Consider the following 21919-nt stretch of genomic DNA (forward strand, 5'->3'; position numbering starts at 1 on the left):
TAAAATTAGTCCGAGGTTGCCAATTCAATGCGAGTTTTACTGCTTTATCCTTTATTTCCTAAAACTTTTTGGTCTTTTGAGAAAGTCCTAGAATTAGTGAATCGCAAGGTTTTATTGCCGCCGCTGGGTTTAGTGACGGTTGCCGCAATTTTGCCTCAAGAATGGGAATTCAAGCTGGTCGATCGAAACGTTCGCAACGTCACAGAAGACGAGTGGGAGTGGGCGGATTTGGTCATTCTCTCGGCAATGATTGTCCAGAAAGAGGATTTACTCGCTCAAATTCGAGAAGCCAAACGGCGCGGTAAAGCGGTTGCGGTAGGTGGCCCTTATCCGACTTCTGTGCCTGATGAAGCCACTAATGCGGGTGCAGATTATCTAATTTTGGATGAAGGGGAAATCACCCTGCCGATGTTTATGGAAGCGATCGCACGAGGTGACAAGGGTGGGATTTTCCGATCCGATGGGGAAAAACCGGATGTGACGACAACTCCTGTCCCGCGTTTTGATTTGCTGGAGTTTGATGCTTACGATACGATGTCGGTGCAGTTTTCGCGGGGTTGTCCTTTCCAGTGCGAATTTTGCGACATTATTGTTTTGTATGGTCGCAAACCCCGGACGAAGGCACCAGAACAGCTATTAGCGGAGTTAGAGTATCTCTACCAATTAGGGTGGCGTCGTAGCGTTTTCATGGTGGATGATAACTTCATCGGTAATAAGCGCAACGTCAAGTTATTTCTCAAAGAGTTAAAAACCTGGCAAGCGGAACACCAGTATCCCTTTAGCTTTAATACTGAAGCATCAGTTGACTTGGCGCAAGACCAAGAACTGATGGATTTAATGGTGGAGTGCAATTTTAATGCCGTGTTTCTGGGAATTGAAACGCCAGATGAAGCCAGTTTGCAGATGACGAAGAAGTTTCAAAATAACCGAACTTCGCTTGCTGACTCGGTAGAAACCATCACGCGGGCGGGGTTGCGGGTGATGGCTGGGTTTATCATTGGCTTTGATGGAGAAAAATCAGGCGCAGGCGATCGCATTGTCCGCTTTGCCGAACAAACAGCGATTCCGACCACCATTTTCGGAATGCTGCAAGCTTTACCCCACACTGCCCTCTGGTTCCGCCTAGAAAAAGAGGGGCGATTGCTGGATAGCGCATCGGGCAACCAGTTCAATGTGATGAATTTTATCCCGACCCGACCTGTAGAAGAGATTACCAGGGAATACATCAACGCCTTCTGGGACTTATACGATGCTGAAAAGTTTTTAGATCGGGCTTACCGCCATTTTCTGATGCTGGGCGCACCGAAAGTAAAGGTTCCGTTTAAAATGCCTGGTTTAATGGAGTTGAGGGCTTTAGCAATTGTGGCATGGCGACAAGGCATTAAGCGTCACACTCGCTGGAAGTTCTGGCACCACTTGTTTAGTATCATCAAACGCAATCCTGGCGTTTGGGATCATTACCTCACCGTCTGTGCCCACAACGAGCATTTTCTTGAATATCGCCAAATTGTCAAAGACCAAATTGAGGTGCAGTTAGCTGAGTATCTAGCACAACAATCGAAACAGGAAGCTAAAGTTTCTTCTGTGAAAAACAGTGTCGGTGCAAGTGCGTGATATCAAGTGAAAAATGGGGAATTAGAAATTTTTTACCCATTTTTCATTTCTTCTCATCAATGACCAATTAAGCGTGAGGATTGTCAATTAATGCGAGTTTTACTTTTATATCCACTATTTCCGAAAAGTTTTTGGTCCTTTGAAAAAACTTTAGCCTTGCTAAATCGTAAGGCAATGTTGCCGCCTTTAGGTTTAGTGACCGTTGCCGCAATTTTGCCCCAAGAGTGGGAGTTTAAGTTAGTAGATCGAAATGTTACCCAAATAACTGAAGCTGAATGGGCATGGGCAGATTTAGTAATTCTGTCGGCAATGATTGTCCAAAAAGAAGATTTGCTAGATCAAATCAAAGAAGCAAAGCAAAGGGGTAAGTTAGTCGCAGTCGGCGGCCCTTATCCCACCGCTTTACCTCAAGAAGTAGAATCGGTAGGCGCAGATTATTTGATTTTGGATGAAGGGGAAATCACCCTGCCGATGTTTGTGGAGGCAGTGCAACGTGGCGAAACTTCAGGAACTTTTCGGGCGGGAGGAGAGAAGCCGGATGTCAGTTCCACACCCGTTCCCCGCTTTGATTTACTAGATTTTGACGCTTATTCAGAAATGTCTGTGCAGTTTTCGCGGGGATGCCCATTTCAATGCGAATTCTGCGACATTATTGTCCTTTACGGACGCAAACCGCGCACAAAAACGCCATCTCAATTATTAGCAGAATTAGAACGCCTTTATGAGTTGGGTTGGCGACGTAGCATCTTTATGGTGGATGACAATTTTATCGGGAATAAGCGGAATGTCAAGTTATTCCTGAAAGAGTTGCAACCGTGGATGGTGGAACATCAGTACCCTTTCTCTTTTGCGACGGAAGCATCGGTGGATTTGGCAAAAGATCAAGAATTGATGGATATGATGGTTCAGTGTAATTTTGGAGCGGTGTTTTTAGGAATTGAAACACCCGATGAGGAGAGTTTAGCACTGACTCAGAAGTTCCAAAATACGCGAGATTCATTAAGTGATTCCGTTCAAGCGATCGCGCGATCGGGATTGCGGGTGATGGCTGGGTTTATCGTAGGCTTTGATGGAGAAAAACCCGGTGCAGGCGATCGCATTGTCAACTTTGTCGAGAAAACGGCAATTCCCACCGCTTTATTTAGTATGTTGCAAGCTTTACCCGATACCGCCCTTTGGCATCGGTTAAAGAAAGAAGGGCGGCTACGAGGTGAATCTGCCAACATCAATCAAACGACATTGATGAACTTTGTGCCCACACGTCCTCTAGAAGACATTGCCCGCGAATACATCGATGCATTTTGGACATTGTACGATCCGGAGCGTTTTCTAGACCGCACTTATCGTCACTTTCGCATATTAGGAGAAGCGACGTATCCGAATAAGGGAAAACGTGCGAAGAAGAAAATAGATTGGGTTGTGATTCGAGCCTTATTAATCATTTGTTGGCGACAAGGTGTGCTTCGTAAAACTCGCTGGCAGTTCTGGCGCAACTTGTTTAGTATGTATCGCCACAATCGAGGCGGAATCAGCAGCTATTTAGCGGTTTGCGCTCAAATCGAGCATTTTGTAGAGTATCGCCAGATCGTTAAAGAGCAAATTGAGGCGCAGTTGGCAGAGTTTATGGCAGAAGACACGGTTCAACAGCCGCAAGAGGTGAAAACCCCAGTGAATGCGTAGGGTAGACGACACCTCAGATCCTCCAAACCCCTATTATTTAAGAGACTGACTTAATAATGGGGTTTGGAGAATCGCAGAATAGCGCCCATAAAGTGACTGAAGATGAGCAATTCCTTTATTTAAACCTGGTATATAGCAATCCTGTTTTAGTTGCGAGATGCCAGTGGTTTAAATCCCCAACTTATCCAAGAAGTCGGGAATCTTGCTTCCAGAAATCATTTAGGACTGGTATAGGTAGACAAACGTTTTTGCCGTCTGCGTCTTGTCCAAAAGTTGTTGGCAAAGTTGAGTATGTTTTTGTCGCGATGATCTCCTGAACCTGCAACAGTCCGCCTGTTGCCAAGCCAGCGATCGATGGAGTAAATATTGAAGCTGCTACCAGCTAGCAATATAAATAGCACAATCCCGTAGATAAGCATCGTTTGTGCTGCACCCCAGTTTTGTATGGATGTGACACCCATCATCAAGACGATCATCAGGATAAATGTTGCGATTAGGGCGCTGCGCGTTGCTAATCCAATGGAGATCAATACTCCCACGATTAATTCAACCGGGGGTACTAAGTAAGAATTGATCCTCACCAAAAATTCCGGGAAATAAGAATTTGCAAGTTGGTTGACAGTATTTTCAGCAAAACCGGGAATATTGCCGATGCGAGTAAAGCCGTGATTAAAGTAATTCACGCCGATCAGAATTCGCAGCAACAAATAGGCGATCGCAATATCCCTAGTTTTTAGACCAATATAGGGTCTATTTTCAGTCATTGCTATAACTCCAACTGTGTTACTTAAACTTTAATTGATTTTAACTGTAGAGATTTGAATTAATTAAAGTTTAATGAGAAATGAATTAGCCAAGCTAAACCTACCAACCCAAATAAGTCTGTTTTTTCCCTTTTTGAATAGCAGCCAACAAGCGCTATTCTCTGAGTGTTGAAGTTATAAGGTAAAATCCTGAGTTTTGTTATTTGTCAAGAGTAAGAATCGGCTTTATTCAATACAAGGCTCATCTATAATCGGGGCGGGTAGTGGAAATTCTTCTCCTCGTAGGTAGGCATCAAATTGTTCGTCAAAACGGCTCCAACTGGTAGCAATCGAACGCTGAATTCTACAGGTTGGAGCTTCGCGGAATAAAGGCAGCCGATGTTCGATTTGTTCTTTAATGGCTACAGGGATATCTTCAAATACATCAGTTTTATTGCCAGTGTAATTTAAGACTAAAAAGCCGGGTTTCCCCTTCATTTTCATCCACGGTTCCCACGGCCCCATGCGGTAATAAGAAAGTGTAACAGCGCGATTGTCGCTAGCACTGATGGGTTCGTCAGATAGTATTTTTGTCGGAAAAATAAATTTGTAGGAATCCGACGATTGGACATATTTCTCTGGCGAATAATCTGCAAACTTGGGGTTCGTTGATAACGGGTTGGGCAGTTTCATATTGAAATCTAATGAAACTGAGGATATTTCTGAAGTTATGTGAGCATCTATCTGTTGTGGAATCTGGAACTCCTGGTAGTCATAAGAACGGTGCATAATATTCAGTGTTTCACCTGACCAGGGGTTTTTCCAACTTTTTAGAATTTCTCCAGTTTTGGGATCGAGATAAAGTGTAATTTTACGACTTACAAGCGTCCAGCGGGATGTTGAATTATCTTGAATACAGCGCGAGATATCAACGCCTAAGAAATCAAACAGATGAACAGGTTGATCGTTATCTATCGGATGGGCATACATAGCACCTGTAGCCGGGAAATAGTGAGTTTTACTGTCACTGCTACAGCGTAGTTTGACAAACTGCTCATCAGTAATTGTTGATTTCGTTAAGGTCATAGTTTGCGCTTCCCCAAAGTATAGATTGAGCTAAGGATGAATACTTAACTAGTAATTTCTCGCCCTCCTGCTGATATCTTGATTCGGTCTTGCTGACGCTGCTGAATCTGTTCTAGACTGCCGGTAGGAATGGCGGCAATTAACTGGCGCGTGTATTCTTGCTTCGGTTCGCGGTAGAGATTTTCAGCGGAGCCAATTTCTTCGATTTTGCCTCGATTCATGACCATGATGCGATCGCTCATAAATTTCACCACGCTCAAGTCATGGGAAATAAAGATGTAAGTTAAGCCAAATTCACTTTGGACTTCTTTGAGCAAATTCAGCACTTGCGCTTGTACGGAAACATCTAGCGCCGAGACGGATTCGTCGCAGATGATGAATTTGGGATTGAGTGCCAAAGCACGAGCAATACAAACCCGCTGGCGCTGTCCGCCAGAAAACTCGTGGGGATAGCGATTCATCCAGGCAGGATTTAAGCCTACACGCTCTAAGAGATAGGCTGCGCGATCGCGTCTTTCCTTAGAATTCTTCCCATAGTGATGGATTTGTAGCGGTTCCATCACCGCATCTCTAATTTTTAGACGCGGATCGAGAGAACTAAAGGGATTTTGGAAGACAATTTGCATCTCGCGTCGCAATTGCCGCAGCCGCCGATTACTGACTTTTGTAATATCTTCCCCTTCAAACTCGATCTGCCCGCTTGTTGGTTCGATCAAGCGCAGGATGGTACGCGCTAAGGTACTTTTGCCACAGCCGGATTCTCCCACCAATCCCAGCGTTTCACCGGGATAAACATCAAATGAGATGCCATTCACTGCCATCAAATAGCGTTTGGTTTGACCAAACATCCCCTGGATTGGAAAGCCAACTTGGAGGTCTCGGACAGAGAGTAGAGCTTTTTGAGGCGTAGAGATGCGATCTATCGCTTCTGGGTTTTGAGTGGAACCCAGAATTTCTTCTGACTCCTGACTCTTGACGCCTGTTTTTTCTCGAATCTCGATTTCGCCGCTAGGTGTCTTCACCACTTCCATAAAGTCAGCGACGGTCGGCAGGTATTTCAACCGGCGGTTAAGGCTGGGGCGACAGGCTAACAAACCTTTGGTATAAGGATGTTGAGGGTTAGAAAAGATTTGCTCAACTGAGCCGTATTCAACTATTTTGCCTTGATACATCACGGCGACAACGTCGGCAATTTCAGCAATTACCCCCAAGTCGTGACCGATAAACATCATCGACATCCCACGGGCGTCGCGTAACTCCCGCAATAGATCCAGAATCGTCGCTTGAACCGTTACATCCAAGGCGGTTGTCGGTTCGTCAGCAATCAATACCGCTGGATTGCAGGAAATAGCCATTGCAATCATCATCCGCTGCAATTGCCCGCCGGAGAGTTCGTGGGGATAGCGATCCAGCATTGCCAATTTTTGCTGATTGACCTGCTGATTAATTTCCGCTTCGCTTTCTCTTCTGGCTTCTGGTCTTTCTTCTAGATAGCGTTGCCGCATCTCTTCATCGCTAGCGAGGAGTTTGACTTCTTGGAGACGCGCGATCGCTTGCCGCCTCGCCTCGGCAGGCGTTACATTTTGATGCTGACGGATTGCCTCGACTAACTGAAACCCACACGTAAAAACTGGGTTTAAGGAACTCATCGGTTCCTGAAAAATCATCGAAATTTGACCACCCCGATACTTCCGCAACTCCTCTGCACTCAGATCCCGCAGATTCACTACAGATCCGCCTCGTTCCTGGGAGTTTTGAAACCAAATTTCACCGCCGCTAATCTTCCCCGGAGTTGGCACCAGACCCATGACGGCGAGGGAAGTCACCGATTTACCCGATCCCGACTCTCCCACAATGCCCAAAGTCTGCCCGCGACTCAGTTTGAAGGAAATACCATCAACTGCCAAAATTTGCTTTTCATCAGTTAAAAATTGAACTTGCAGGTTGCGGATGTCTAAAACGGTGTCACTCATGGCAGTCAAGGCGAGAAATTTAACTGGATTTTAACAATCGATGCGATCGCGAGAGAATCAATCGGGTTGTTGATAGCGACGGCAGCCGATTACTGTAACAGACGCGAACCCGATGGACATTGAACTGCTGATGAGCCACTCTGCGGCGGTTTCGGCATCGCTGGAGCCGAGGTTGAGGGGCGCTGGGTTTCGCAAACCGCTACGAGGGTGGTGGCTTCACCGTTCTTTTTGGTGGCAAATACCGCACCTGTGTAGCTATGAATTTCAGCATTCTTGGCTTGGGCGGCGATCATCACGCTTTGGGCGTCCTTTCCGGGTGATACCAACCGATAGTTGTAATACACGCTGGCTGGCTCGCCGCCTAAACCTAAATCTTCAGTGTTTGTGGCAAATTTGCCTTTTTGCTGATAATAAGCCTGTTGCGCTTTGTTTACCATCGCGATATACAGTTTGGCTTCCGTTTGCGGTTTTGGAAGCTGCGAATCTTCGGGCACTTGACTCTGTGCATTTTCCAGCTCAATTACTTTGGCGTCTTTGGGTAATATCGCGCTATCGGAAATTTTCTCAAATATCGTTGCCTTGGCAGTAAAAGCATTGGGTCTGGGTTGTCCAGCTTGCCGTCCCTCTAATTCCAGACGTAGTTTACCGCGATCGATAAATTCAAAAATGCTCAGGATGCTCTCTTTTTTGCTAAAAACCAGGTCAAGTTGTCCCGGTTTAGCCTGGGAATTAACCTTGTACTTAATTCCGACGGCAACCGGAGGTCCATCAGACGTTGGAAATACAATGAATAATTTTCCCTCTGGCGCAAATATAAATGTGACCAACTCCCCGGTTTGCGGATCTTCGGCTTGCCATTGCCCTACAAATTGCTGGGTGGCGGTCGTTGCTGGTGTGGTTTTGGTTGGAGTCGCTGCGGGTGCGGGTTTGGCTGGGGTATTTGCCGATGTCCCTAGGATACCTGTCACCAGGATGCCGTTGATTGCGATTAATAAGCTGGATACAATCAACTTGTTGTTAACTGGGAGTTTCACTAGTTTGGCAAAGTTGATGATAAAGTGATTCATTACTTTTTGGTGTTTGCTTGATATTTTTTATCCAAATTTTGATGATTTTCTTGTGAAATATCGGAGATTAAATTAGTAAGACATGAAATTGCAAATATAGTTTCCTTCAAGTTATAACATAGCCAAGCTATAGCAATTCTATTTGAGTGATGAGCTAGCTCTTCAGATCCCGATTTTTAGAGAAGTCGGTTTTTTTTCTTCATAAATCATTTAGAGCCGCTTTATAGCCTTTTGCAGGCTTCGATGTCACAGAAAAAATAGCGATCGCGTTCTTTTGGTGCAGTGTTGATGGGAAATCTAGCGCAGGGGCTTTAAAAGACAAAAGTATGGTTAAGTTCTTAATTAACCATACTTTTGTAACAAGGCAACCTTATGTACTAATCATTTTTACATTAGTTGCCCAATTTTGGGGTATTCAATCATTTCAACCGGAGAATCTAAATATCTAGATCGTTGAGATTGAGACGAGGGCCATAGGTTTCGATAAATTCGCGGCGGGGTGCAACGCGATCGCCCATTAGAACGGTAAAGATGCGATCGGCTTCCGCCGCATCTTCAATTTCCACCCGTTTGAGAGTGCGAGTTTCCGGGTTCATGGTAGTATCCCACAACTGTTGCGGCATCATTTCACCCAAACCTTTGAATCGCTGGATAGTGTAGTTGGCATTAGCGGGAAACTCATGCTGAATCAGGTTTGCCATTTCGCGATCGCTATAGCAATAGTAATGATTGCGTCCGCGTTCTACCTTATAGAGTGGAGGACAAGCGATATAGATGTAACCCTGCTCGATTAGCGCCCGTTGATAGCGATAGAAGAACGTTAATAACAGCGTCCGAATGTGCGCCCCATCTACATCGGCGTCAGTCATAATCACGATGCAGTGATAGCGCAGCTGAGAAGCATCGAACTCCTCACCCTTAACACCCAATCCCAGTGCGGTGATTAGCGCCTGGATCTCCGTGTTTTTATAGATTTTGGCATCGTCGGTTTTCTCAATGTTGAGAATTTTACCGCGCAATGGGAGGATGGCTTGGTTGCGTCTGTCGCGTCCTTGTTTGGCACTTCCTCCGGCTGAGTCGCCTTCCACGATATAAATCTCAGATTCCGAGGGATCTCGCGTACTGCAATCGGCTAATTTACCCGGTAAAGGAGAAGATTCCAAAACCGATTTGCGGCGCACTAACTCTCGTGCGTGACGCGCTGCCTCGGCGGCTTTGAAAGCTTGAATTGCTTTCTCCAGAATCGAATCGGCAACGTTTGGGCGGAACTCTAAATATTCTGTGAGAACTTCGCCAACTAGGGAATCAACAATTCCCCGGACTTCGGTGTTACCGAGTTTGGTTTTAGTTTGTCCTTCAAATTCCGGATCGGGGACTTTGACGGAGATAACCCCCGTTAAACCTTCGCGGACATTCTCGCCGCCGAGGTTCGGTTCATTTTCTTTGATTTTATTGCGCTTGCGAGCGATCGTATTCAGCGTCCGCGTCAGCACCGCCTTCAACCCTTCCAGGTGAGTACCGCCGTCAACTGTGCGAATATTATTTGCAAACCCCAGCAGAGTATCTGTATAGGCATCGACGCACCACTGCAACGCCACCTCTACCTGTACATTGTTGCGTTCGCCGGATACATAAATAATTTCTTCGTGGAGAGCCTGTTTATCGCTATTCATATAGGCGATATACTCTTTAATACCTCCTTCATAACAGTAGGTTTCTACTCTTGGCTCTCCACCCTTAACTAATTCCAGGCGGTTGTCAGTAAACGTGATTTTGACACCCGCATTTAAGTAAGCCAGTTCCCGCAAACGACTCGCCAAGGTGGTGTAATCAAACTCAATGCCAGTCGTCACAAAAATCTGTAAATCTGGCTTGAAACTAATCGAGGTGCCTGTCCTCGCTTCTTTAATTGGCGTTGCCTTGAGTTCGGTGACAGGAATACCCCGCTCAAAGCGCATGATATGCTCCCGCTTCTCCCGCCAAACGGTTACTTCTACCCACTCAGACAAGGCATTGACTACGGAGATCCCGACACCGTGCAAACCACCAGAAACCTTGTAACCGCCGCCGCCAAACTTCCCTCCGGCGTGCAGCACCGTCATTACCGTTTCCAAAGCTGATTTGCCTGTAGTGGGATGAGTATCGGTGGGAATCCCCCGCCCATCGTCTGTCACCGTCACCGAACCATCGGCGTTTATGTCTATCTCCACATGGGTGCAATAGCCAGCCAGAGCCTCATCAATAGAGTTGTCCACCACCTCGTAAACTAGATGATGGAGTCCCCTAGGGCCAGTCGAACCGATGTACATCCCCGGTCTTTTCCGGACTGGTTCAAGACCTTCTAGAACTTGAATCTGATCGGCACTGTAACTGCTCGTCATGAATAAGGATACTCCAATAATGGCTTGGAAGCCCACCGGGACTTCAAAAATGTAAAAACACTCCAAAATTGTAGCACAAAAGGTTCCGAGGCGACTGTAGGGCAATTTCAAGAGATATTTGTTTAGGGGCTGTACCTAGTGAAAGGCAACAACGCAGGAAAGCACGGTGGCACAAGGGAACGGGAAGCGAGAGAAACAGACACAGGGAGCAGCGGAAAATTACCTGTTCACTCAGTCCTTAACCCTCAATCCTCAGCCCTCTTCACTCAATCCTCAGCTAACCCTCAGTCCTCTTCACTCAGTCCTCAGTCCTCAGCTAACCCTCAGTCCTCTTCACTCAGTCCTCAGCCCTCTTCACTCAGTCCTCAGCCCTCAGCGCTGATTGTCATCTGTGGTGCTACTGCGACGGGAAAATCAGGACTGGCATTAGCATTGGCGCAGCGGCTGGGTTCTGTAATTCTTAGCGCTGATTCGCGTCAAGTGTACCGCGAATTTGATATTGGCACAGCTAAGCCAACAGATGCTGAGCGCAAGTTGGTACCGCACTACTTAATTGATATCTGCGATCCCACAGAAACTTTGACAGTGGCAGATTACCAGCAGCAGACGCAAGCTTTAATTGCTGCTTTGGGCAAGGAAACTCCGCCTTTACTGGTGGGAGGAACGGGTTTATACATCCGTTCTATTGTGCAGGGGTTAAAGATTCCTAGAGTAGCGCCCCAAGAAGAGTTGCGATCGCAACTGCAATCTCTCGGTCAAATCCAACTTTACGCTTTTCTACAACAAGTCGATCCCGTTGCCGCTCAGAAAATTCATCCTAACGATCCCGTGCGGACATTGCGAGCTTTAGAAGTATTTTATGTGACGGGTCGCCCCATTTCAGAGCAGCAAGGAGAGAATCCACCCGATTATCCCATTCTCCAAATTGGCTTAGATTGCCCGGACTCTAGCCACCTTACGCAACGCATTGAACAGCGAACCGAACAGATGTTAGCAGCAGGGTGGGAAGCGGAGGTAAAAATCCTTTGTGAGAAATACGGTTGCAATCTGCCGCTGCTGGATACGCTAGGTTATAGGGAAATGAAGCAATATTTAGCTGGAGAGATTTCTCTATCGGACGCCAAAGAGTTAACCGTTTTGCACACTCGTCAATTTGCCAAGCGACAACGCACTTGGTTTCGTGCTTATCCCCAAATTGAGTGGTTTGAGGCAAATCAACCCGATTTATTGGAGCGCGTGTGGCAACGAGTGCTAGAGTTCATTGCCGCAAGTTGTCAGGATGTGCCTCCTCAAGCTAGATGCTAACTTCCTGTCCAATTTTATACTCTTGTAACTAAACTTAACTTCGTACATTTTCGAGTTGTATGGAAGTGATTTCTTTGCTTTCTGCTACAAGGAGTTGAAGGATTCGTGTATAGCAGATTACCCAGGAAATGCAATGATAAACTTTTCTGCTATATTAAACCGCCATCAACCTTTAGAGAGATTTTATAGAATTTATATATGAATAGGAAAACCATTTAATAGACTATGAAAACAGCAAAACCGCCTTTTTTAATTCCTACGGGTACAAATAACCCTTAGCAGTTGCGATCGCATTTCCGGCACTGCGGTAAAAGGCTGGAGACCTTTAGTTTGAGCGAGAATGTGTAGAATTTAGCGATTTTCATGTAGATTTTCCTGGAAGTGTTAGTCCATTGAAGTGCCAGGGAACAATCTAGCTAGGGTTATCGGACGGAAAAGTTGATCGCTGAGACTTTCTCCTGCTTTTTCAGCATTGAGACATTTAGCGCGACAAGGCAGAACAAGCATTTTCAGATGATGGCTACCGAAATCCGGTCCAAGTAGGAATAAGTACTGATGAAAATTTTAGAGTCTAGTAAGGAAGCGGCGAGGCTAGAAGCTCTGCGCCGATATCGGATTCTTGATACAGAACCCGAAGAGGCATTCGACGATCTTGCCCATTTAGCGGCGCACGTTTGTGGAACCCCGATTGCGTTAATAAATTTTTTGGATAAAAACCGTCAGTGGTTTAAGTCAAAGGTGGGTTTAGAAGTATCAGAATTCCCCCGTGATAGCGGGTTCTGCCCCCTACTTGAGCAACACGAAATTTTAATGATTCCTGATACATTGGCTGATAAGAAGTTTGCCACTAATCCGGTCGTCATTGCTTGCCCCAGCGTCCGATTTTATGCGGGCGCACCGCTGATAACGCCTGAGGGACAGATAATTGGGACGATCTGTGTTGTTGATTATGTACCGCGAAACCTCAGTCCAGAACAAGTAGAGGCACTTAAAGCTTTAAGCCGCCAGGTAATTAGCCAACTAGAGCTACGGCGCAATTTAGCTGAAAAGGAACGCAGCATCGCTGCACGCGAACGAGCCGAGGAGGCGCTACAGCGAGCTGCTACCGAGAACCGGCACCTGGCACGGGCGATTACTTCAGCTTCTGAGGGAGTGATTATTACCGATCCGAACCAGCCAGACAACCCGATCGTTTACGCAAACCCAGCTTTCTCGCGGATCTCTGGGTATAAGCCAGAAGAAATTATGGGTCGCAACTGCCGTTTTCTGAAAGGTTCTGGCACAGATCCGCAAGCGATCGCTCAAATTCGCCAAGCGATCGCCGAACAAAAAGAGATTCAAACGACGCTGCTGAACTATCGAAAAGATGGTCAGCCATTCTGGAATGAATTAAGAATTTCGCCAGTATTTTCAGATGAGGGGAACTTACTCTACTTCGTAGGCTTGCAAACGGACATCTCCGCTCGTAAGCGGGCAGAGGAAGAGCGCGATCGCTTATTCACCCTCTCGTTGGATATGCTGTGTATTGCTAGTTTGGATGGCTATTTTAAGCGCGTAAACCCAGCTTTTGAGAAAACACTTGGGCTTTCTCAAGAAGAACTTTGCTGTACACTACTGTTTAACTTTGTTCATCCTGAAGACCAAGGAAAAACCCGTGACGAATTCCAGAAACTTGCCACGGGCGAACCAACCATCGACTTTGAGAACCGCTACATCTGTCAGGATGGTTCGTATAAATGGCTATCCTGGACAGCCTCTCCGGTCGTTGAAGAAGGGTTGATGTATGCGATCGCCCGCGACATTACCGAGCGCAAAGCTAACGAGGAGGCATGGCGTCAAAGCGAAGAGCGGTTTCGCAATTTAGTCGAAACCACTAGCGATTGGGTCTGGGAAGTGGATGAAAACGTTGTTTACACGTATGTCAGTCCGAAGCTCCGCGACATTTTGGGTTATGAACCAGAAGAAGTTCTGGGCAAAACTCCCTTCGATCTCATGCCTCCGGAAGAAGCTTTTCGAGTTGCTAATATTTTTGGGCAAATGGCTGCCCTTGCACAACCCATTACGTGTCTTGAGAATACGACTGTTCACAAAGACGGTCATCTGGTTGTCCTAGAAACTAGTGCAGTTCCAGTTTGGAATTGTGATGGAAAATTCCAAGGTTATCGCGGCATGGATCGGGACATCACCGAGCGAAAGGAGGCAGAACAAAAAATCCGCAGACAAGCTGCCTTGCTAGATGTAACAACAGATGCAATTCTTGTGCGAAATCTAGAAGACAAAATCGTACTTTGGAGTAAAGGAGCTGAGTTACTGTACGGTTGGAAGGCGGAGGAAGTTCTGGGGAAAAATGTTTCGGAGATTTTGTACAACGATCCTTCGCCTCAACTCCTAGAAGCGCACAAGACTGTTAACAACAAAGGTGAATGGCAAGGTGAATTGTATAAAGTCACCAAAGAAGGCAAACAAATTGTCGTTGCCAGTCGTTGGAGTTTGGTGCGCGATGATGAAAACAACCCCAAATCAATCCTCTCTGTAGACACCGATATTACAGAGAAAAAACAACTTGAAGCACAGTTCCGCCGCGCCCAACGGATGGAGAGTATCGGTACTCTGGCTGGCGGTATTGCCCACGATCTAAACAATGTACTGACGCCAATTCTTGCCGCCATTCAAATCTTACAAATGGTAATTCCCGATTCGCGCAGTCAGCGGCTTTTGGATTTACTAGAAACAAATACTAAACGGGGTGCCGAGCTAATTAAGCAAGTCTTGTCATTTGCGCGAGGAGTTGAAGGGGAGCGAATGACCCTTCAAGTAGGGCACTTAATTGGGGAAATTCAAAAAATTGCCAAAGAGACCTTTCCTAAATCAATCGAAATCTATACAGATGTACGAATGATGGAACTTTGGCCTGTCTCTGGAGATGCCACTCAAGTACATCAGGTGTTGATGAATCTCTGCGTGAATGCCCGTGATGCGATGCCAGATGGTGGAGTCTTGAGTATCTCTGCCGAAAATCTTATCATCGATGAAAACTATGCCCGGATGAATATTGAGGCCAAAATGGGGCCTTATATCGTTATTACTATCTCGGATACTGGAAGTGGTATTCCTCCAGAAAGTTTAGAAAGAATTTTTGAACCATTTTTCACAACAAAAGAACTCGGTAAAGGCACAGGGCTAGGTCTGTCCACTGTGTTGGCAATCATTAAAGGTCATGACGGTTTTATCAATGTCTATAGCGAAGTAGGAAGAGGAACCCAATTTAAAGTTTATTTTCCAGCAACTAACACAACTACAACAGATCCAGAAGCTACGGAGCGTTATGAACTGCCCAGAGGTCACGGAGAATGGATTCTTGTGGTTGATGATGAACCAGCCATTCGAGAAGTGACTAAAACATCCCTAGAAGCCTATGACTATCGGGTACTCACTGCCAACGATGGGATTGAAGCGATCGCACTCTATGCCCAGCATCGCGCGGAAATCAATGTCGTGTTAATTGATATGATGATGCCTACGATGGATGGTCCAACCACCATCCGCGCCCTACAAAAAATGAACCCGCAGGTCAAAGTTATTGCCGTGAGCGGACTGGTTTCCAACCATAAGCTCCCAGCGATCGCAGGTGGCGTAGTTAAAAGATTTTTGTCGAAGCCCTACACCGCAGAAGATTTGTTGAAATCCATTCACGAGCTTCTAAGTTAGCGCTGTGATTCCAGCAGTCGATGCAATACACGCTACGAGGTCAAGTATGCACGATTGGCACTCCCTCCCCTTTCTAGCACTAACTTTTGCCCTGTTTATCATCTTCCTCAAGATTTTAACGAACCAAAACTTTGTGCCTAATTTTTTCTTTAGATAAACTAAAAGTAAGCATACAAGGTGTTAGCGATGGATTACCAAAAGTTTGTTGAGCAACTGCCCAGCCTTTATGAAAATTGGGGACGCGAATCGGTTGTACCTAAATCAAAGCGGTTTCAGCAAGCACTTGACCAAGTTCAAGGGATGACTACTGCCAACGTAATGCAGTTGCTCAATTTTGCTGTGGAGTGCATGGAACCAGATGAAATATATTGCGAGATTGGCTGTTATCAAGGTTCTACTTTAATTGGCGCACTGCTCGATCATCCAGAACGAATGGCATACGCTGTAGATAACTTTTCTGAATTCGACCAATCCGGTGAGAATCTGGATAAATTAATTAATAATTTATCAAGTTTTGATATTCAAGATCGAGTTTATTTTTGCAATCAAGACTTTGAAGAATTTTTATTAGAGCTTCGAGAAATTAATCCAGATGACAAAATCGGGGTTTATTTATATGATGGTGCTCACGACTATCGGTCGCAATTATTAGGATTACTCCTAATCAAACCGTTTCTAGCAGAGAAGGCATTGATTATTATCGATGATAGCAATTGGGAAGCGGTGCGCCAAGCTAATTGGGATTTTATGGCTGCTAACCCAGAGTGCGAATTATTGCTGGAGTTGCTGACGCCAGGAGATGGCTATCACACTTTTTGGAATGGGATTCAGGTACTCAGTTGGGATGCAAATAAAAAAGCAAACTATTCCTGGAATACTTTTAGTAAGATGCGCCGGAAGTCAGTTATTCAAGCTATCTATGAATTACAGTTTATTGGAAAAAACGAAAGGGAGTTAGACAATCTGTATCAAGAAGCCTTATCGCTGCATGAAAAAGGACAGTTTTTAGCTGCTGAAAAAAAATATTGTGACTTTATACGAGCGAAAAACTGGGATACTAAAGCGTGGCTAAGCTTAGGAATTCTATATTACGAGGCAGAACAGTATCAAAAGTCCGTTGAAACAATTTTTAATTTACTAAAAATAGATTCATCTGTAGCTCAAGCATATTATATCCTTGGGTTGGCTTTCGAGAAAATCAATCAAAATCCTCAAGCGATTTCCGCTTACACAGAAGCGATCGCTCTTGAACCAAAACTAATTGAAGCTTACAACAATTTAGGAAATCTCCTCAGTCAGGCGGGTGAAAGCGAGCAGGCTGAAGCAGTCTACCGTCAAGCGATCGCAGCTAACCCCAGCCACTTTGGTAGCTACCTCAATTTGGGAAATTTGTTAATGGAACAGAATCAAATTGAGCAAGCAATTGAGGTGTATAAAACAGCTCTGACGCTAATTCCAGATAATCCTGATATATTAAATAACCTAGCGATGGCATTAGAAGCCCAAAAGAATCCTACTCAGGCTCTTCTAAATTTTGCTAACAAACTTTACCAGCAAGAGAAGTATGAAGCAGCAATTAAGCAATATCAAAAATTGCTAGAAATTCAAACAGGAGATGCAGAGGTTTACTTTAACCTGAGTGATTGCTTTACACATCTAAATCGAGTAGAAGAAGCTATCAATACGCTTAAAGAAGGCATCTCCTTTTACCCAATAAGTGGTAAGCTGCACTTTTATTTTATAAAATTATTGCAGGAAAACGGACGGATTAAAGAAGCAATATCAAGTGCAGAAAAGGCATCTCAAATCCTGCCTAATGAATATGTATTTAAAATTTTTAAAAATTTAATATTACCCACTAATTATAATAGCGCTAATGAAATTAGCTTTTATCGTCAGCGATTTATCCAAGGCATACAAAGTTTAATTCAGGAGACATCCTTAGAAGAGCCTGAAGATAAAAAGAATGCTCTTGCCGGTATTAGTTGTGTAACAAACTTTTTTTTAGCGTATCAGGCTCATAACGATTTGGAATTGCAACGCCAGTATGGAAATTTAGTCCATCAAATTATGGCAGCCAACTATCCACAATGGGTTCAAGCTATATCCATGCCTCCGCTTAAGGAGAACAAAAAAATTCGTGTTGGTTATGTCTCAGCATTCTTACACGGTTGGAGTGGAACATTTTTATCACTAGGTTATCTGCGTTACTGCAATCAGCAAGATTTTGAATTTCACTGTTACTACACAGGGAATCAGCTAGACAATATCACTGAGTTGTTTCGTAATTATAGTGATGCATTTCATCATATTCCTAATAATCTCGAAGCAGTATGCGAACAAATTGTTGCCGATAAACTACATATACTTGTTTTCCCAGAAATTGGTATGGATGCAGCGACGATGCAACTTGCCGGTTTGCGTCTGGCTCCTGCTCAGTGCGTAGTATGGGGACACCCAGTAACTACTGGTTTACCGACCATTGATTACTTTTTATCCAGCGAGTTAATGGAGCCAGAAAATGCACAAGCACATTACTCTGAAACTCTGATTCGTCTGCCGAATGTTGGAGTTGCTTATCCTACATTAGAGATTCCTCCGCTAACAAAGACACGAGCAGATTTTCAGCTAAGGGATGATGCTGTAGTTTACCTATCTTCTCAAGCTCCTTACAAGTATTTACCGCAACATGACTATATTTTTGCTGAAATCGCCCGTCGCGTGCCTCAAGCTCAGTTTATGTTTCTTCGTGCAGGTGTGCCTCAAGAACGCTTGGAACGCGCTTTTTCGGCAATTGGTTTGAACAGTAAAGACTATTGTGTTTTTTCACCTGTTCTACCTCGCGCTGAGTATTTCATGCTTAATTTAGTTTCAGATATTTATCTAGATACTTTAAGCTGGTCTGGCGGTAACACGACACTAGATGCGATCGCTTGTAGTTTACCCGTTGTTACCTGTCCTGGCGAATTTATGCGAGGTCGTCACTCTTATGGATTTCTAAAAAGGCTTGAGGTGACAGACACAATTGCTCAGACTGAAGCAGAATATATTGATATTGCTGTAAGGTTAGGTTTAGACCCGATTTGGCGGCACGACGTTTCAGAAAGAATCAAGGCTCGGCATGACTATCTTTATGACGACAAAACTTGTGTAGCAGCTCTTGAAGATTTTTACAAACAGGTTGTCCAAAAGGGACTTACGCAGACATAGAGTTACCGATGATTACCCAAGACAAAAAACAACGAAATTGGCAACCCATCATCAAGCAATTTGAGGCAGTTATCGGGAAAAACGGCGTCGTGCAGCGTTGTGAGGAGTTAATAACCTACGAGTGCGATGGTTTAACTAGCTACCGACAAAAACCTGCCCTCGTTGTGCTACCGCGCACCACAGAAGAAGTCGCAGCGGCAGTGAGGATATGCGACCAAAATCAAATTCCCTGGGTTGCACGCGGTGCTGGCACTGGACTTTCTGGTGGAGCCTTGCCTGTAGAAAATTGCGTGCTAATTGTTACTGCATTGATGCGAAAACTCTTGAGCATTGACTTAGAAAATCAGCGGGTTGTGGTGCAGCCAGGAGTAATTAATAACTGGGTAACGCAAGCCGTTAGCGGTGCCGGATTTTACTATGCGCCTGACCCTTCCAGCCAGATTGTATGCTCGATTGGCGGTAACGTTGCAGAAAATTCTGGAGGCGTCCATTGTCTTAAATATGGCGTTACCACCAACCACGTTTTAGGTTTAAAATTAGTTCTCCCCGATGGCTCTATTGTAGACGTGGGAGGACAAATTCCCGAAATGCCTGGTTACGATTTAACGGGTTTATTTGTTGGTTCTGAAGGCACGCTAGGTATCGCTACAGAAATTACTTTGAGAATTCTTAAGACCCCGGAATCTATTTGCGTTCTTTTAGCAGATTTTACCAGTGTCGAAGATGCTGGAGCCGCTGTATCAGATATTATCAGCGCTGGGATAATTCCAGGCGGTATGGAGATTATGGATAATATCAGCATCAACGCTGTCGAAGATGTTGTAGCAACAGGTTGTTATCCTAGAGATGCTGCCGCTATCTTGTTAGTTGAAATAGACGGCTTAGAAGTGGAAGTGGCGGCAAATAAACAGCGTATTGCGGAAATTTGCACCACCAATGGAGCGCGTAGCATCACCACGGCAAACGAGCCAGAAACCCGTCTAAAGCTCTGGAAAGGACGGAAAGCAGCCTTCGCAGCAGCAGGCAAACTCAGCCCTGATTATTATGTCCAAGATGGGGTAATTCCCCGGACTCAAATGCGATTTGTACTGCAAGAAATTGAAGCATTGAGTCAAAAGTACGGCTATCGTATTGCTAACGTCTTTCATGCTGGAGATGGCAATCTTCACCCACTCATTCTTTATGATAATTCAATTCCTGGAGCGTTGGAACAGGTGGAAGAATTAGGCGGGGAAATTCTTAAACTTTGCGTAGAAGTAGGCGGAAGCCTTTCTGGGGAACACGGGATTGGTGCGGATAAAAAATGCTATATGCCGCAAATGTTTACCGAAACGGATCTAGAAACAATGCAATGGGTGCGCCAAGTATTTAATCCCAAAGGTTTGGCTAATCCGGGTAAAATATTTCCTACTCCCCGCACCTGTGGCGAAGCTTCACACGCTCAGTCTCAAAAGCAGTTTGAGTCAGTTGATGTATTTTAATTCATTAACCAAGAGCAAATGATTCGCTAAGAATTTTGGGGAAATATGCGATCGCGCTACAATCTAGACACAGAAAGATGCTCTAATTTGCAATCTAGATGGGAGTCTTTACTACAACCGTTTCAGGTTGAGCAAAAGATTGCTCAGAAAGTGTTGCTTGACTTATTCAAGGCTTACTCCAGTGATGGTAGACATTATCATACTTTGGAGCATATAGAACAAGTTTTAGCAACGCTTAACGATTTGCGATCGCTATCCCAAAACTATGCAGCAATTGAATTTGCAGCTTGGTTTCACGATGCAGTTTATAACCCAAAAGCTAACGATAATGAGGAAAAAAGTGCAGAATATGCAGCGATGATTTTGAAAGGGTTAGACATTCCCTCATCAACTATAGAGGTTGTATATTCTTTAATTAGAAAAACCAAATACAATCAAAATATAGACGGTATTGATAGCAAAATTTTTCTAGATGCAGACCTTTCTATATTAGGAGCATCGGCTACTAAATACAGAATATATGCTCAAGCAATTAGAAAAGAGTATTTATGGGTCTCTTCCACAAAATACAGAACAGGGAGGAAACAAGTATTGCAGAGCTTTTTAAACCGAGAACGAATATATTTTACTGAAAAAATGTTTGTTGCTCTAGAACAACAAGCTAGGCAAAATATTAAAGAGGAAATGGAATTTTTATGAAAAACTGTAAGAGCGCTCGCTCAATCCGGTGAAGTTCTTCTAGAGCCAAGGATGCTGGTGCTATTCAGAAAAATAAATATGGGAAAAAACTAAAAATAAATTTCAGACAAAATGCGAATTTGCTTTATTGGTGACTCTTTTGTAAACGGAACTGGCGATCCAGAGTGCCTCGGTTGGACGGGAAGAATTTGTGCAGCAGCACGAAAGCAAGGTTATGACATTACTTATTACAATCTTGGGGTACGGCGGGAAACCAGCGCAGATATTAGATCCCGTTGGCTAGGTGAGGTTACTTGTCGCTTACCTAAAGAATATGATGGCAGGATTGTCTTCTCGTTTGGTGTAAATGACACCACCCTGGAAGATGGGAAGACTCGTGTGGAGTTAGCGGATTCCCTAGAAAATTGCTGTGCAATTCTTGAAGTTGCAAGGCAAACATTTCCAGTCTTGATGGTGGGAGCGCCACCCGTTGCAGAGATTGAGCAAAATTTGAGGATCGCTGGTTTGTCTGAGCAGGTAGCTCGTTTATGTAGCGATCGCAATGTGCCTTATTTAGATGTTTTTACTCCTTTACAGGCGTCATCGGTGTGGATCGGTGAGGCAACAGCGAATGATGGCGCTCACCCCGGTGCTGCCGGTTATGCCGAATTTGCTCACTTAGTACAAAGTTGGTCTGCGTGGTTATCGTGGTTAAAATAGCTCAACTCACATCTTGCGCCAAGCTCTCAGAATGGAATTCTAAGGCGATCGCATTCTAGCTAGGAAAGCGCGAACCAACTGAAAATAAAGGGTTTTGTAACCTGCTCCCAGCAGGTTTTGTTTGTGTAACTGTGTTTCAACAGCCTAGAGCAAGATGTATCCCTCTTCTGTCACTTTCCGGAGAAGCAAGTAGTAAATCAGTTAAATTATCCAGAAGCCAAACCGGGTTTAAATTGATTCATTGCAGCAATTAAATGATTAAATCCCAGCAAT

13 protein-coding genes are annotated in these 21919 nt (G+C 44.7%); 8 read left to right on the forward strand and 5 right to left on the reverse strand.

From position 1 onward, the window contains the following. Nucleotides 1-27: 27 nt before the first annotated feature. Both H6F52_RS05290 and H6F52_RS05295 read left to right on the forward strand, forming a co-directional pair. On the forward strand, nt 28-1614 hold the full coding sequence (locus tag H6F52_RS05290) for a B12-binding domain-containing radical SAM protein (protein ID WP_190411108.1): 1587 nt from the start codon (nt 28-30) through the stop codon (nt 1612-1614). Between the two features lie 90 nt (nt 1615-1704). Beyond that, nucleotides 1705-3294 carry a B12-binding domain-containing radical SAM protein gene (locus H6F52_RS05295; RefSeq protein ID WP_190532514.1) on the forward strand — a complete coding sequence of 530 codons (1590 nt, stop codon included), beginning with the start codon at nt 1705-1707 and terminating at the stop codon, nt 3292-3294. A 215-nt stretch (nt 3295-3509) separates the two neighbouring features. On the opposite strand, the gene H6F52_RS05300 is transcribed toward H6F52_RS05295, so the two are convergent. From H6F52_RS05300 to gyrB, 5 genes are all read right to left on the reverse strand, one after another. After that, complete coding sequence (locus H6F52_RS05300) at nt 3510-4058, reverse strand: DoxX family protein (RefSeq protein WP_190430939.1); 549 nt, start codon at nt 4056-4058, stop codon at nt 3510-3512. 225 nt (nt 4059-4283) lie between these two features. Next, nucleotides 4284-5123 carry a DUF1838 family protein gene (locus H6F52_RS05305; RefSeq protein ID WP_190411111.1) on the reverse strand — a complete coding sequence of 280 codons (840 nt, stop codon included), beginning with the start codon at nt 5121-5123 and terminating at the stop codon, nt 4284-4286. 44 nt (nt 5124-5167) lie between these two features. Then, nucleotides 5168-7096, reverse strand: a complete 1929-nt coding sequence (locus H6F52_RS05310) for an ABC transporter ATP-binding protein (RefSeq protein WP_190532517.1) — start codon at nt 7094-7096, stop codon at nt 5168-5170. Between the two features lie 89 nt (nt 7097-7185). Beyond that, nucleotides 7186-8163 (reverse strand): type IV pilin-like G/H family protein, encoded by a 978-nt coding sequence (locus H6F52_RS05315; RefSeq protein WP_190532520.1) that lies wholly within the window; start codon nt 8161-8163, stop codon nt 7186-7188. 437 nt (nt 8164-8600) lie between these two features. Then, the gene (gene gyrB, locus H6F52_RS05320; RefSeq protein WP_190429377.1) at nt 8601-10544 is read right to left on the reverse strand and encodes a DNA topoisomerase (ATP-hydrolyzing) subunit B; all 1944 of its coding nucleotides are present in this window, start codon (nt 10542-10544) and stop codon (nt 8601-8603) included. A gap of 378 nt (nt 10545-10922) precedes the next feature. Here gyrB and miaA point away from each other — a divergent pair, with 378 nt between their 5' ends. The 6 genes from miaA to H6F52_RS05350 all read left to right on the forward strand — a co-directional run bounded on the left by miaA (nt 10923) and on the right by H6F52_RS05350 (nt 21646). After that, nucleotides 10923-11849, forward strand: coding sequence for a tRNA (adenosine(37)-N6)-dimethylallyltransferase MiaA (miaA, locus tag H6F52_RS05325; RefSeq protein ID WP_190532564.1), 927 nt, complete (start codon nt 10923-10925; stop codon nt 11847-11849). Nucleotides 11850-12404: 555 nt separating this feature from the next. Further along, nucleotides 12405-15557 carry a PAS domain S-box protein gene (locus H6F52_RS05330; protein ID WP_190532523.1) on the forward strand — a complete coding sequence of 1051 codons (3153 nt, stop codon included), beginning with the start codon at nt 12405-12407 and terminating at the stop codon, nt 15555-15557. Between the two features lie 348 nt (nt 15558-15905). After that, nucleotides 15906-18767: a tetratricopeptide repeat protein gene (locus tag H6F52_RS05335; protein ID WP_242033857.1), complete on the forward strand. Its 2862-nt coding sequence runs from the start codon at nt 15906-15908 to the stop codon at nt 18765-18767. A gap of 8 nt (nt 18768-18775) precedes the next feature. Continuing rightward, nucleotides 18776-20248 carry a glycolate oxidase subunit GlcD gene (gene glcD, locus H6F52_RS05340; protein WP_190532529.1) on the forward strand — a complete coding sequence of 491 codons (1473 nt, stop codon included), beginning with the start codon at nt 18776-18778 and terminating at the stop codon, nt 20246-20248. A gap of 45 nt (nt 20249-20293) precedes the next feature. Then, the gene (locus tag H6F52_RS05345; protein ID WP_242033858.1) at nt 20294-20947 is read left to right on the forward strand and encodes a hypothetical protein; all 654 of its coding nucleotides are present in this window, start codon (nt 20294-20296) and stop codon (nt 20945-20947) included. Nucleotides 20948-21058: 111 nt separating this feature from the next. After that, a complete protein-coding gene (locus H6F52_RS05350) occupies nt 21059-21646 on the forward strand; it encodes a GDSL-type esterase/lipase family protein (protein ID WP_190428318.1) in 588 nt (195 codons plus the stop codon). Nucleotides 21647-21919 lie beyond the last annotated feature (273 nt).

The organism is Coleofasciculus sp. FACHB-542 (genome assembly GCF_014695825.1).
GTDB lineage: Bacteria > Cyanobacteriota > Cyanobacteriia > Cyanobacteriales > FACHB-T130 > FACHB-T130.

Bases quoted from the DNA above. Each gene is read 5' to 3' on its own strand.
- H6F52_RS05290 (WP_190411108.1), top strand. From the start codon at position 28: ATGCGAGTTTTACTGCTTTATCCTTTATTTCCTAAAACTTTTTGGTCT.
- H6F52_RS05295 (WP_190532514.1), top strand. From the start codon at position 1,705: ATGCGAGTTTTACTTTTATATCCACTATTTCCGAAAAGTTTTTGGTCC.
- H6F52_RS05300 (WP_190430939.1), bottom strand. From the start codon at position 4,058: ATGACTGAAAATAGACCCTATATTGGTCTAAAAACTAGGGATATTGCG.
- H6F52_RS05305 (WP_190411111.1), bottom strand. From the start codon at position 5,123: ATGACCTTAACGAAATCAACAATTACTGATGAGCAGTTTGTCAAACTA.
- H6F52_RS05310 (WP_190532517.1), bottom strand. From the start codon at position 7,096: ATGAGTGACACCGTTTTAGACATCCGCAACCTGCAAGTTCAATTTTTA.
- H6F52_RS05315 (WP_190532520.1), bottom strand. From the start codon at position 8,163: ATGAATCACTTTATCATCAACTTTGCCAAACTAGTGAAACTCCCAGTT.
- gyrB (WP_190429377.1), bottom strand. From the start codon at position 10,544: ATGACGAGCAGTTACAGTGCCGATCAGATTCAAGTTCTAGAAGGTCTT.
- H6F52_RS05330 (WP_190532523.1), top strand. From the start codon at position 12,405: ATGAAAATTTTAGAGTCTAGTAAGGAAGCGGCGAGGCTAGAAGCTCTG.
- H6F52_RS05335 (WP_242033857.1), top strand. From the start codon at position 15,906: ATGGAACCAGATGAAATATATTGCGAGATTGGCTGTTATCAAGGTTCT.
- glcD (WP_190532529.1), top strand. From the start codon at position 18,776: ATGATTACCCAAGACAAAAAACAACGAAATTGGCAACCCATCATCAAG.
- H6F52_RS05345 (WP_242033858.1), top strand. From the start codon at position 20,294: ATGCGATCGCGCTACAATCTAGACACAGAAAGATGCTCTAATTTGCAA.
- H6F52_RS05350 (WP_190428318.1), top strand. From the start codon at position 21,059: ATGCGAATTTGCTTTATTGGTGACTCTTTTGTAAACGGAACTGGCGAT.